Raw genomic sequence first — 12,634 nt, 5'->3', positions numbered from 1 at the left:
GAATGCATGACAGCCTTTCAGACAGACTTCGTGACCGAGAATGACAGGGCCGAATGGCAAGAGTTGTTCAATGGCTACGCCGAGTTCTACGGCGTGCCGATGGAAGACGCTATCGCCGATACCGTCTGGGGCTGGTTGCTCGACCCCGAGCATGTGCTGGAGGGCATGCTCGCCCGCGATGCCAGCAACAGGGCGGTCGGTTTCGTGCATGTGCGCGCCTGCCCGCGGCCCCTGGGAGGCTGTGATATCGGCTTCCTCGATGACATGTTCGTATCCCCGGACGTGCGTGGAACTGGAGCGGCCGATGCGCTGTTCGAAGGCCTGAGGAAGCTTGCCGCTGAGCGCGAGTGGCCGGCGATCCGGTGGATCACCCAGCACTTCAACGAGCGGGGCCGGGCATTCTACGATCGCTACACGACCGGCCCGAGCGACTTTCTCATGTATCAATGGAAGCAAGGGTAAGAAACGCGTCGGGTAATCGGGAGTCGCGTGTCCTCATGTCCCTTGTCCGATGCGGATGAGTGTCTGGCCGGCTGCTTCCCCGCGATTCAGGGCCCATCATGCTGCCGGCGGAAACTTGGCTGCCATCGACACCCCCTTTTCCCTCCGGTCGTGCAGGGGACGAGTCCCCCCTCTTCCCCCCGGGAGAGGGCCCGTGCCGGGGAGGTGAACCACCGGGCAGGAAAAAGGGCCCGTGATGGCGCGGACCCTCGATGTCTGGCGCAGGGTGGCAGTACCCTTTCACCTCCCTGTCATCGGGCCATCCGATGACAGGCGGATGGCCATGCGGCTAGGCGACCCGCCTAGCCGCTGTCAGCCCGAGCGCCGAAATGCTCCCGTGCATGGTGATAGAGGACGCCGGCATAGCCATTGCGCTGCATGACCTTGAGGATCTTGGCGGGGTCTTCGTCATCCAGCGCCTTGTGCAATTTCGCCCGCTGCTCGGCATCGAGGGCTTCATACCAGTAGTACGGCTTGCCCTGTGCATCCCCATCCTCGGCCTTGCGCATGAGGTCCAGCTCGATGCGCCCGCCATGGCGATACAGGATATCGTACCCCTCCTGAAGGTCAGCCCTCGGCACATCACACGGCTTCTCGAGGCCTTCCAGCACGTTATAGTAGTAATAGCTCAGCGGTTGCATATGGCTCCTCCAGCGGTATGCCGTTGCTCATCCGTGCTTGCTCTCCTTTGCTCCATGTTGCCTGAGGCATGGCGGCTAGCTCAATTGGAAAATGTTGGCATCCGCGGCGTGGTCGGGGGCTCCTGGTGAGCGTCGTCGACGACACCCCGCGCCCTGTGCCGTGACCACCACCGAACACCCGGGTGGCGCCGCCCGTCGCCCGGGGCACTGCCTGCCGGTGGCCGGGGGAGGTGATGCAAAAGTGGCAGGGGGGCCGATCCCGTGCCGTACTGAGGAGGCACCAACAACAACGAACGGGGCCGCCCCATGAGCCAGTCGAGCTACCACCCGATCATCTACGTGCGCGGCTTTGCCATGCGCGATTCGGAGATCGAGCACACCATCAACACCCCCTACATGGGATTCAACCTCGGGGCCACCCGGGTGCGCCTTGGGCCGGGGGGCGAATTCCACACCTTCATCTTCGAGTCACCGGTGATCCGGCTGATGAAGGACCATGGCTACCGTGACATCTACCAGGAGGGAGCGGTCCTCGACGACCGGCTGCCCCGCAAGAGCCTGATGATCCACCGCTACTACGAGGATATCGAGGGACGGGGACAGCGTCCCTCGATCACCGATGCGGCCGCCGACCTGTCGGACCAGATCCTGTGGCTGCGCGAGCGTATCTGCGGCGGGGATGCCGAGGCACTGGCGGCCTTCAAGGTCTACCTGGTGGCCCACTCCATGGGGGGACTGGTCTGCCGCTGCCTGCTGCAGAACGATACCGTGGGCGACCCCGAGGCCAAGGCGTGTGTCGACAAGGTGTTCACCTACGGCACGCCGCACAACGGCATCGAGGTGGCCGGGGTCAACGTGCCGCGCTTCCTGGGCATGTGGGACATCAACAACTTCAACCGCGACCGGATCGCCGACTACCTGCAACTCACCCCCCGCGAGGGCCGGGTCAATCACCTGGACGGGCATTTTCCCCCCGAACGCTTCTTCTGCCTGGTGGGCACCAACCACAGGGACTACAACGCCATGCGGCATGCCGTCGGGCAGTCGAGCGACGGCCTGGTGAAGATCGACAACGCGTGGGTCGAGGGCGCCCCCCGGGTGCATGCCTACCTCAGCCACAGCGGTTACTACGGGATGGTCAACTCCGAGACGGCGTACCAGAACCTCACGCGCTTCCTGTTCGGCGATGCGCTCATGAAGGGGCGGATGGTGGTGGAGCACCTGCCGCTGCCACCCTCCCTGGAGCAGGCGAAGAAGGATGGCAACGCGATCGAGGGCAGTTACCTCTTCGAGTGCACGGTGACGCCGCGTCTGTTCCCGCCGGTGGCACTGTCGGACCGTCGTTCGGAGCACAATTCGGCGATCTTCCGCCGCTATGACGAGATGTGCCACCCGGAGCGCGCTGGCCACGAACATGCCCGGCACCCGGTACTGTTCTCGGTCTACCTGGACAGTTCGAAGATCACCGTGAGTCAGGGTCGGACCATGCTGCTGGTGGCCGATATCGCCGTGCGCAGCACCGAGTTCAAGGTGGCCGGGCGCTGGTTCGTCAGTCGCCGGGTGCCCGACGAGAACCTGATCCGCGACAAGGTGGTGATCCTGGCGACCGCCGGCGCCGATGGCTGGCGGCTGCGCTACATCATGGGCGACGAGGACTGGGGCGAGGGACGTGGGCGTGCGGTTCGGGTGGATGATGACGGCGCCCGTTATGTGCCCCTGCGGAGCCGCAAGGGCTTCAAGGCGCGGCTCTACCTGGAGGTCTCCGACTGGCAGTGAGCCGGCTCGTCATCTCGGGTGACGCAGAAGCGCCGCTCCTGGAGCGGCGCTTGGCGTTGCTGGCCCGTCAGGTCACAGCGTCATGAAGGGCGATGGCTCCTGGTCGGTGAACTGGTAGATGTTCCAGTCGCCCTGCTTGGGGCCGGGCATGCCCGGGGTGCCGATGGGCATGCCGGCCAGGCCGATGCCGCCGATGTCGGGGCGCTCCTCGAAAAGCGTCTCTATGGCGGCGAAGGGCACATGACCCTCGATGGCATAGTCGCCCATCACGATGGTGTGGCAGGAGCCGAGCCCGTAGGGCAGGCCGACCTGGTGCTTGATGTCGCCCAGCTCGACATCGTCGACGATGGTGACCGAGACCCCCAGTGCCTCGAGCTGGCGGGCATACTCGTCGCAGCAGCCGCACTGCGGGTTCTTGTAGAGGGTGGCCTCGTCGGGCAGGGCGGCCTGGGCCGCGGCGGATCCCAGCAGCAGGGCGCTGGCGAGCAGCAGGGGCGTGACATGGCGGTTCATGAGCGATCTCCCGAGTGGTGGGTGGAGCGGGGCGAGGTGAAGAGGTACTTGATCAGGGAGGCGATGCCCAGGCCCAGCAGCAGCAGAAGGGCAATCGGCATCACCCAGCCCATGGGCCCCATCAGGGCGGTGCATTCGGTGAACATGGTGTGACTCCTGACGAACATGAAAGGTGAAGGGAATGCGGTCGCTTTCCATGGCGGACGAGCCGCCCGGTGTTCGTTCAGGCTCTGGGAGGGCGCCTCGGGGGCTGAGGCGTGCGTTCGACGAAGGCCATCGCCGGGGCGATGGCGGGGGAAGCGGGCTCGGAGCGGGCCAGTTGCACGCCGCGGGCGAGCGCGGAGCAGGCCGAGCAGCCGAAGGTGCTGGCCTGGGTGTCGGCGGCTTCCATGGGGGAGTCGGCCGCGTCTCCGCTGGGCATCTGCAGGTGGGGCGTGAGGCAGTCGCCGTGACCAGTGTCGAGGGTCAGTGCGGCATGGCCGGGCAGGCTGCCCATCACCAGCAGCAGCGCGATGAGCAGCGCCAGCAGGCGGCCTCCTGCGCTTCTGTTCGGTGATGGCATGGCGAGCCCTGTCATGCGTGGTACCTCGTGGTCGATGCTTGCATTGAACCCGATAAGATGCCCCGGGTCATTGACCTGGCGCAAGGACGGCTTCCGTCAGTCGTCATGATGGCGATGGCCGTGGCGGTGCATGAAGAAATGCATGCCGAGGCAGAGTGCCAGGGGCAGCAACAGCCACCAGCCGCTGGCCAGCGAGGCGTGGCTGCGCCACATCAGCAGCAGGGCGGTACCTCCCATCAGCACGAGGCAGACGATGCCCATGGTGGAGTGCCAGAAGCCGTCGCCCTTGCCCTTCGATGGCGCCCCCTCGTGCTCCTTCGGTGCGTGTGAGTGTTTCATGGGGTTTCTCCTCTCGGCTGCATCCGGGCATACCGCCGCTTGAGCAGCAACGAATTGCCGATCACCGACAGCGAGCTGGTGGTCATGGCGATGACGCCGATCATCGGGTGCAGCAGCCCGGCGGCGGCGATGGGAATGGCGGCCACGTTGTAGCCGCTGGCCCAGATCAGGTTCTGCACGATCTTGCCGAAGGTGGCGCGGGAGAGGTGCATGGCCTCCACCACCCCGGTCAGCTCGCCGCGTACCAGGGTCACGTCGGCCGCCTCGATGGCCACGTCGGCGCCGGCACCGATGGCGATGCCCACGTTGGCCTGGGTCAGCGCCGGGGCATCGTTGATGCCGTCGCCGACCATCGCCACATGGTTGCCGTGCTTCTCCTGCAGGGCGCGGATGGCATCGACCTTGCCTTCCGGCAGTACCCCGGCCTGGACCTCGTCGATGCCCACCTCCTCGGCCACGGCCCGGGCGGCGCGCTCGTTGTCACCGGTGATCATCACCACGTGCAGGCCGAGTTCATGCATGCCGCGAATGGCCTCGCGCGACTCCTCCTTGAGGGTGTCGGCGACGGCGACGAGGCCGCGCGCCTGGCCGTCGGCGGCGACGATCACCACGGTGCGCCCCTTGTCCTCGAGGGCCTGCATGGCCTCGTCCAGGGCCTCGAGGCCGGTGACGCCTTCTTCGTCGAGCAGGCGACGATTGCCGATCAGCACGTTCTGTTCGCCCACCTTGCCCGAGACGCCACGCGCCCCGGTGGAGCGGAATTCGCCGACATCCTCGGGCGGGACATCGCGCTCGCGGGCGCCGTCGACGATGGCCCGGGCGATGGGGTGCTCGGAGGCGTTCTCGACGCTGGCGGCCAGCCGCAGCAGCTCGCCCTCGTCGACGCCCTCGGCGGCGACGACGTCGGTCAGCCGGGGCTCGCCGCGGGTGATGGTGCCGGTCTTGTCGAGCACCATGACCTTGACGTCCTTGAAGGTCTGGATCGCCTCGCCGGAGCGGATCAGGATGCCGCGCTCGGCGCCGATGCCGGAACCCACCATCAGCGCGGTGGGGGTGGCCAGGCCCAGGGCGCAGGGACAGGCGATGACCAGCACGGCGATGGCGGCCAGTATCGCCAGCACCGGCACCGCCGCCTCGGGATTCACCCAGGGCAGGAAGGTGGCGCCCCAGTCCAGGATCGGGCGCAGCGCCTCCGGGAAGAGCGCCCAGGCCACGAGACTGGCCAGGGCAATGATCAGCACCGCGGGCACGAAGCGCCCGGTCATGCGGTCGGCGAACTCCTGGATCGGCACGCGCGAGCCCTGCGCCTGGTCGATCAGGCGCACCACCTGGGCGAGGAAGGTATCGCCGCCGACCCGCGTGGCCTTGACGCGCAGGCGCCCCTCCTTGTTGATGGTGGCGCCGATCACGCCATCCCCGGTGCTCTTGTAGACCGGCACCGACTCGCCGGTGGCGATGGACTCGTCGAGATGGCTCTCGCCCTCGACCACCTCGCCGTCGGTGGGCACCTTGTCGCCGGGGCGCACGACCATGATGTCGCCGGGGGCGAGCTCCTTGACCGGTACCTCGACTTCCTCGCCGTCGCGCTCGACCCGTGCCGTCTTGGCGCCCAGGGTCAACAGGCGTCGGATCGCCTGGGAGGCACGCCCCTTGGCCAGGGCTTCCAGATAGCGACCCAGCAGGTGGAAGGTCATGATGGTGGCGGCCATCTCGATGAACGAGGTCATCGGGTAGACGAAGCCGATCAGGCCGATCAGGTAGGGGGGCAGGCTGCCCATGGAGATCAGCACGTCCATGTTGAAGGTGCCGTTCTTCAGCGAGCGCCAGCTCGAGCGATGGGTGGCGATGCCGCCGTAGAGGAACACCACCGGAAAGCCCAGCACGGCGATGATCGCCAGATACCCCGGGATCGGCTGCCAGAACATGTGCGGCATCATCAGCAGCATGATCAGGGTGGTGGGGATCGCGGCGATGATCAGTCGCTTGCGCGCCTGGCCGAGGTAGGCTTCCTCGATCTCGGCATCGGCCTCGGCGTCTTCTTCCCCGGTTTCTTCCTGTACGGCGGCCACGTCATAGCCGGCGCCCTCCACGGCACGCTTGAGGGCGTCGCCGTCGGGGCCGCCCGCCTCGACCGTCACCTTGACCTGGTGACTGGCGATATTGGTATCGATCGTCCCGGTGCCGTCGAGGCGCTCCAGGGTACTGCGGATGATGCCGGCACAGTGGTCGCTGCCCATGCCGGGTACCGTCAGGCGGATCTGCTGCTTGCCCCTGTCACCGCCGACGGCAGCGACATCGTAGCCGGCGCCTTCGACGGCGCGTTTCAGTGCCTCGCCATCCGGGCCCTCGGCACCCACCGTCACGCTGACGCGGTGGTTGGCGATATTGGTGTGGATCTCACCCACGCCCTCGAGGCGCTCGAGCGTCTTGCGCACGATGCCGGCGCAGTGGTCCGAGCCCATGCCCGGGACGGTCAGTTCGATCCGAGGGCTCCTGTCCTCATTGGCCATGTCGGTGCCTCCCGCCAGGAGTCGATGTCGGCAGGCAGCCGGGTGGGCTGCCTCCCTGTTCGAGTGGCGCCCGGTCGGAACCGGGCGATTGGTGGGGGTTACTGACGTTGGCGGTGGTAGGGCATGGCCTGCTGGAGCTGCTCACGCTGCTCATCGGTGAGCAGGTCGTGCATGGCATTACGCAGGCGGACCTGGTCGGCCATCATCTCTCCGTGCAGTTCGGACATGCGACCGTGCAATTCCTGCATGGCCTCCGGGTCGGGCCGTGCTTCCTGCATCTGGCCCGCCAGTTCCTCACGCAGGTCGAGCATCTGTTCCATGCGCTCGAACTGGGTGGAGCGGTGGGAGCGCATCAGTTCGCGCATCTCGCTGCGTTGCTCGGGCTCGAGCAACTGCTGCATGCCCATGCCGGAACCGCCCATCATGGGGCAGGGCATCATGCCGCCACCCATCATCCCCTTCATCATGCCTTGCATCATGCCAGGCCCCATACCGCCCTGGCCGCCCCAGTGCATGCCGTGACCCATGCCCGGGCCGTAACCGCCCTGGCCGCCCCAGTGCATGCCGTGACCCATGCCCGGGCCATAGCCGCCCTGGCCGCCCATCATGCCCGGGCCATAGCCGCCCATCATGCCGGGGCCCATGCCCGGGCCCATGCCCGGGCCATAGCCGCCCTGGCCGCCCATCATGCCGGGGCCCATGCCCGGGCCCATGCCCGGGCCCATGCCCGGGCCATAGCCGCCCTGGCCGCCCATCATGCCGGGGCCCATGCCCGGGCCATAGCCGCCCTGGCCGCCCATCATGCCGGGGCCCATGCCTGGGCCGTAGCCGCCCTGGCCGCCCCGCATCATGCCGGGGCCCATGCCCGGGCCGTAGCCGCCCTGGCCGCCCATCATGCCGGGGCCTCGCTCTCCCTGGTCGGAGCCCATCATGCCACCCTGGGCCATGGCGAGGCCGGTACCGCCGATCCCCATCGCCAGGGCCAGGCCGAGCGCGAGCGCGTGCTTGCGAGTGTTCATCATCTTTCTCCTTGCGGGCACGATGGCCCATCATTTGGTCGTCGTCTGGATTGGTGCGGCTGGTTGCCGCAAGGACTGCCGTACGATCACGTCCCGTGGCGGTCTCGCACACGGGGCCAATCGCCAACCACTCAGGATCTGAGTCGTCGAGTCAGCAGGTAAACGGGAACCGGAGAAGGATCAGGGCAGGCCATCGGGGTGCCGCTGAGGGCCACGACCCGGGGAGCCGCGCCCGTGTCGGCCACGGAGGGGGAGGAGGGCTCGGCCTCGAGGTCCGGTCGCTCCATGCGCAGCAGGCTACTGCCGACATGGCGGGTACCATGACCGTGGTGGCAGCTCGGGCCGTGTTCATTGTCAGCTTCAGCGGCCGCCACGGACAAGGCGCCGAGTCTGGCATCGAGGTGGGGAGCACTTGCCGCGGCCGGTGAGGCCAGCAGCAGAATCGCCAGGCCCAGCAGTACAGACAGCCAGCAGCACACCCGTCTGGAGACGAGGGCCGAGCGAGGCCGGGATACGGCAGACTGCGGGGGCATGGAGGGGCTCCTTGAGCGGATCGTGCCACCTCAGCGTAGCTGAATCAGGCGTGGTGGCCCTTGACGTGTATCAGGCCGAGAGCCCGCCGGCAAGCTGTGTGCAGGGCCCAGGTATCTGGTTTTCCCTTGTTCCTATCGGGTGCAGGCGGCCCGCAGGATCGCGACATCGGGATGCGGTTGCCGCCGCCCCCGTGATGAGGTCGACCTGTCGTGACCTGCCGACAGGTTGCGGCACCGGAAGGTCCATGAAAGACTGTGTACCCGGCGTACTGCCTTGTCCATATCGGTCGACGCACCACATCATGCTCCATCGTTCCCTCTCCTGGTTGCTCTGCCTGCTGTTCGCCATCGCGCTCGCCTTGCCGCAGGCGATCCTGGGCGCCTGGGGTCATGAGGGCGGGGAGTGCCTGGCGGAGCATGTCGTCCTCCCGGGCCATCCGGATCATGGACACCAGGCCGGGCATGCCGGCGACCTGAATGACGCCTCCATGGAGAGCATGACCTGCGGGGCGCCCTGTCCCGTCTGTAACGGTAACCTGCAGGGCCTTGCCTCCGGATCGACGCCGTCCCATGAACCGCGCTGGGCGGTGGCCGAGTCCCTTCCCCTCCGCGTGCCCGACCGCCTCGAGAGGCCGCCTCGCGTTTGAACACCCGTCCCTGACGATGCCGCTCGTCGTGCGCGAGCGGTGATGGCTGTTCGAACAACGAGGAAGATTCCCATGCAACGCCGTGATTTCCTGCGCTATTCCGCCCTGGGCGGGGTGGCGCTCTCCGCTTCCGGGGTGCTGGCCTATGCCATGGCCGGTCGGCATGCCGGCCATGCCCCCGTTTCCCTGCTGGATGCCACGACCCTGCCCGAGGGTGAGCCCCTGCAGCCGCTGCCCCGAATCGCCAACCTGTCCGACCAATCGGACCTGTTTCGCAGTGCCCTCACTCCGGCGCCGCATGCAGTTGCCCTCGGCGCCGACCGTCATGCTCGTCTATGGCTCTACAACCGCAAGGTGGCGCCGTTGATCGAGGTCACCGAAGGCGACGACTTCGACGTCACCCTGGTCAATGAATTGCCGGAGGAGACCACCGTGCACTGGCATGGGGTGGCCGTGGCCCATGAGCACGATGGTGCGCCGCGGCATGCCGTGGCGCCCGGGGAGTCACGCCGCTATCGGCACACCTTCGCCGATGGCAGCGCCGGACTCCACTGGTTCCATCCTCATCCGCACGGCGTGCTGGCCCGGCAGATTGCCCACGGCCTGGCCGGGGTCCTGCTGGTACGCCCCCGCGAGGAGGTGGTGCCGTTCGAGGTGGAGGAGCACCTGCTGGTGATCAACGACCTGCGCCTGAGCGGTGCCGGCGAGGTGACGCCCCATACCGACGAGGACTGGATGAACGGCCGCGAGGGCGAGCTGCTGCTGGTCAACGGCCAGCGACGGCCGCGGCTGGATGTGGCACCAGGCACCACCCTGAGGCTGCGACTGGTCAATGCCTGTGCCGGCCGCTACCTGCGCCTGCGCCTGGAGGACCACGGGCTCACCCTGATCGGTACCGACGGGGGGCTGCTCGAACAGCCCCGGCCGCTGGAGGAACTGCTGCTGACCCCGGGCGAGCGTGCCGATCTGCTGGTGCGTATCAGCGAGCAGGGGGCTGAGCGCTTCACATTGGCCAGCCATCCCTACGAGCGAGGCTGGATGGGCGCTCGGCCTGCCCATCTGGACGCGGTGGCCCCGCTGCTGACGATTCATACCCGGGAGACCGAGGTGGCTCCCGCCGTGGCCCTGCCGGCGCGGCTGGGCAGGATCGAGCCCCTCGGCGACCCCGCCGTGCGTCGCACGCTCGCACTGACGGAAGTGATGGCCGGGATGGAGCATGGCCCCACCCAGGCCGATGCCAGTGGCGCGATGGACCATGGCGGTCACGGTGGAGATGCCGGGGGCACGATGGACCATGGCGGTCACGGTGGAGATGCCGGAGGCGCGATGGACCATGGCGGTCACGGTGGAGATGCCGGAGGCGCGATGGACCATGGCGGTCACGGCGGGGCCGCCATGGCGGCCGACAACGGTCGCCCGCCGGTGGACTTCCTGATCAACGGCCGCAGCTTCACCATGGGCGAGGTGATGTTCGAGGGCAGGGTCGGCGAAGTGGAGGAGTGGGAGGTATTCAACGACTCCCACATGGATCACCCCTTCCATGTCCATGGCACCCACTTCCAGGTCGTCGCCAGCCGCGAGATCGACGGCGAATGGCGGGGAGCGCCCTGGCTGGCGTGGAAGGACACCGTGAACCTGCGCCCCGGGCAGCGCATGCGCCTGCGGCTGGTCTTCCACGAGCCCGGTGATTGGCTGTTCCACTGCCACATCATCGAGCACGAGGAGATGGGCATGATGGCGGCGATCCGCATGCTCTGACGGTTTGGCTTCACTGACGCCCGGTGCCGCCCCCGGCAGGGGTGGCGCCGGATCCCGAGATCACGATGAGAGTACAGGCATGACCGATTTCCGAGGGCGTCTCGCCCCCCTGCTGCTGGTTTCCACGCTGCTGGCCGGCTGTTCCAGCGAGCCAGACGCCACCAGCCTGGCGCAGCTGCGCCAGCAGACCCATATCCACGGCCTGGCCTTCGATCGCGCCGACAGCGAGCGGATCCTGCTGGCCACCCACCACGGACTGCATGTCGTCGGTGGCGATGGCCTGGCACGCCAGGTCTCCAGGGAGACCCACGATTTCATGGGCTTCGCTCCACACCCCCATGACGGGGAGACGCTCTTCGCCAGCGGTCATCCGGCCCGAGGCGGCAATCTCGGCGTGCTGGTCTCCAGTGACGGTGGCCAAGGCTGGGAACAGCGCTCGCCGGGTGTCGACGGGCCGGTCGACTTCCACCAGCTGACCATCAGCGAGGCCGACCCGGGCGTGCTCTATGGCGCCTATGCCGGGCGGTTGCAGGTCAGCCGCGATGGTGGCCACAGCTGGCGGGTGCAGGCGCCCGTGCCGGACGGGTTGGTCGGGCTGGCAGCCTCCAGCCGTGATCCCGAGCACCTGTACGCCGCGACCCGGGCGGGGCTGCTGATGAGCCCGAATGGCGGCGAACGCTGGCGCCAGCTGCATCCCGAACGACGGCCCGTCAGCCTGGTGGTGGTCCGGGACGAGGCGCTCTACGCCTTCATGCTGGGGGTTGGCCTGATCCGGGCCGAGGAGAGCACCCGCCAGTGGGAGGTGATCAACGGCGACTGGGGGGATCACTACCTGACCCACCTGGCGGTGGATCCGCACGATCCGGAGCATCTGGTGGCGGCGGATGACCAGGGGCGGCTGCTGCGCAGCACCGACGGTGGCAAGGAGTGGGCTTTGCTGTAAGCCCCGGCCTGGATAGAGAGGGAGAATCCCGATGATGCAGTATCCCCAGATCGATCCCGTGGCCATCACCATCGGGCCACTGCAGGTCCACTGGTATGGCCTGATGTATGTCGTCGGCTTCGTCGCCGCCTGGTGGCTGGGCCGGCGTCGTGCCCATCGCCTGGGCCTGAGCCACGATGACATCGGTGACCTGCTCTTCTACGCCGCCCTGGGGGTCGTGGTCGGCGGACGCCTGGGCTATGTCCTCTTCTATGGCATGGAACGGTTCCTGGCCGATCCGCTGTGGCTGTTCAACGTCTGGGAGGGCGGCATGAGCTTCCACGGGGGGCTGGCCGGCGTGCTCATCGCCGCCCTGCTGTTCGCCCGCAGGCAGCGGCTCGCCTTCTTCCGGCTCACCGACTTCATCGCTCCCCTGGTGCCGATCGGCCTCGGCGCCGGGCGCCTCGGCAACTTCATCAACCATGAACTGCCGGGGCGCGTCAGCGAGCTGCCCTGGGCCATGCCGTTTCCGCACATGGGGCCGGAGCCGCGCCACCCCTCGGCGCTCTACGAGTTCGCCCTGGAAGGGGTGGTGCTTTTCGCGGTGCTCTGGTGGCTGTCGCGTTCGCCACGGCGCACCGGGCTGATCTCCGGGCTCTTCCTGCTGCTCTACGGCGTCTTCCGCCTTGCGGTGGAATTCGTGCGCCTGCCCGACGCGCATATCGGCTTCATCGCCTTCGGCTGGGTGACCATGGGCATGCTGCTGACGCTGCCGATGATCATCGCTGGTCTGGTGCTGATCGGCTGGTCGCGTCGCCAGGCTGTCGGTGAGAAACGTTCGAGGGTGCTCGGCAGCGGGGGCCGGGCGTGATGCCTTGGCGTATGCAGTGCAGCCGTCCCGACTCCCCGATAT

At 67.6% G+C, this 12,634-nt stretch carries 13 protein-coding genes; 6 read left to right on the top strand and 7 right to left on the bottom strand.

What is annotated here, in order from left to right; all coding sequences use genetic code 11:
* Positions 1 to 6 precede the first annotated feature (6 nt).
* Positions 7 to 462 carry a GNAT family N-acetyltransferase gene (locus tag ACOMD9_RS05840; protein ID WP_421412747.1) on the top strand — a complete coding sequence of 152 codons (456 nt, stop codon included), beginning with the start codon at positions 7 to 9 and terminating at the stop codon, positions 460 to 462.
* Positions 463 to 803: 341 nt separating this feature from the next.
* Here ACOMD9_RS05840 and ACOMD9_RS05835 read toward each other — a convergent pair whose 3' ends face one another.
* Positions 804 to 1,142, bottom strand: a complete 339-nt coding sequence (locus tag ACOMD9_RS05835) for a hypothetical protein (RefSeq protein ID WP_421412746.1) — start codon at positions 1,140 to 1,142, stop codon at positions 804 to 806.
* Between the two features lie 306 nt (positions 1,143 to 1,448).
* Here ACOMD9_RS05835 and ACOMD9_RS05830 point away from each other — a divergent pair, with 306 nt between their 5' ends.
* Positions 1,449 to 2,918, top strand: a complete 1,470-nt coding sequence (locus tag ACOMD9_RS05830; protein ID WP_421412745.1) for an esterase/lipase family protein — start codon at positions 1,449 to 1,451, stop codon at positions 2,916 to 2,918.
* A 72-nt stretch (positions 2,919 to 2,990) separates the two neighbouring features.
* On the opposite strand, the gene ACOMD9_RS05825 is transcribed toward ACOMD9_RS05830, so the two are convergent.
* From ACOMD9_RS05825 to ACOMD9_RS05800, 6 genes are all read right to left on the bottom strand, one after another.
* Entirely contained in the window at positions 2,991 to 3,431 is a 441-nt protein-coding gene (locus ACOMD9_RS05825; RefSeq protein WP_421412744.1) for a DUF411 domain-containing protein, read from the bottom strand.
* A complete protein-coding gene (locus ACOMD9_RS05820) occupies positions 3,428 to 3,577 on the bottom strand; it encodes a hypothetical protein (protein ID WP_421412743.1) in 150 nt (49 codons plus the stop codon). The genes ACOMD9_RS05825 and ACOMD9_RS05820 overlap by 4 nt, the downstream gene beginning before the upstream one ends.
* Before the next feature lie 77 nt (positions 3,578 to 3,654).
* Entirely contained in the window at positions 3,655 to 4,008 is a 354-nt protein-coding gene (locus ACOMD9_RS05815; protein WP_421412741.1) for a hypothetical protein, read from the bottom strand.
* Between the two features lie 81 nt (positions 4,009 to 4,089).
* Positions 4,090 to 4,332, bottom strand: coding sequence for a DUF2933 domain-containing protein (locus tag ACOMD9_RS05810; protein WP_421412739.1), 243 nt, complete (start codon positions 4,330 to 4,332; stop codon positions 4,090 to 4,092).
* Positions 4,329 to 6,842, bottom strand: coding sequence for a heavy metal translocating P-type ATPase (locus ACOMD9_RS05805; RefSeq protein WP_421412737.1), 2,514 nt, complete (start codon positions 6,840 to 6,842; stop codon positions 4,329 to 4,331). Before ACOMD9_RS05805 ends, ACOMD9_RS05810 begins: the two co-directional genes overlap by 4 nt.
* Positions 6,843 to 6,940: 98 nt before the next feature.
* Positions 6,941 to 7,861 (bottom strand): Spy/CpxP family protein refolding chaperone, encoded by a 921-nt coding sequence (locus ACOMD9_RS05800; RefSeq protein WP_421412736.1) that lies wholly within the window; start codon positions 7,859 to 7,861, stop codon positions 6,941 to 6,943.
* Positions 7,862 to 8,696: 835 nt separating this feature from the next.
* Here ACOMD9_RS05800 and ACOMD9_RS05795 point away from each other — a divergent pair.
* The 4 genes from ACOMD9_RS05795 (at position 8,697) to lgt (ending at position 12,592) form a co-directional block, all read left to right on the top strand.
* Complete coding sequence (locus ACOMD9_RS05795) at positions 8,697 to 9,041, top strand: hypothetical protein (protein WP_421412735.1); 345 nt, start codon at positions 8,697 to 8,699, stop codon at positions 9,039 to 9,041.
* Positions 9,042 to 9,113: 72 nt separating this feature from the next.
* The gene (locus ACOMD9_RS05790; protein WP_421412733.1) at positions 9,114 to 10,799 is read left to right on the top strand and encodes a multicopper oxidase family protein; all 1,686 of its coding nucleotides are present in this window, start codon (positions 9,114 to 9,116) and stop codon (positions 10,797 to 10,799) included.
* 79 nt (positions 10,800 to 10,878) lie between these two features.
* Positions 10,879 to 11,742, top strand: coding sequence for a WD40/YVTN/BNR-like repeat-containing protein (locus tag ACOMD9_RS05785; RefSeq protein ID WP_421412731.1), 864 nt, complete (start codon positions 10,879 to 10,881; stop codon positions 11,740 to 11,742).
* A 31-nt stretch (positions 11,743 to 11,773) separates the two neighbouring features.
* Entirely contained in the window at positions 11,774 to 12,592 is an 819-nt protein-coding gene (gene lgt / locus ACOMD9_RS05780; RefSeq protein ID WP_421412730.1) for a prolipoprotein diacylglyceryl transferase, read from the top strand.
* The last annotated feature ends 42 nt before the right edge of the window (positions 12,593 to 12,634 follow it).

Origin of the sequence: Halomonas terrestris (genome assembly GCF_049166755.1) — a bacterium.
GTDB lineage: Bacteria > Pseudomonadota > Gammaproteobacteria > Pseudomonadales > Halomonadaceae > Halomonas.
This window is presented reverse-complemented; position numbering and strand designations above follow the sequence as displayed.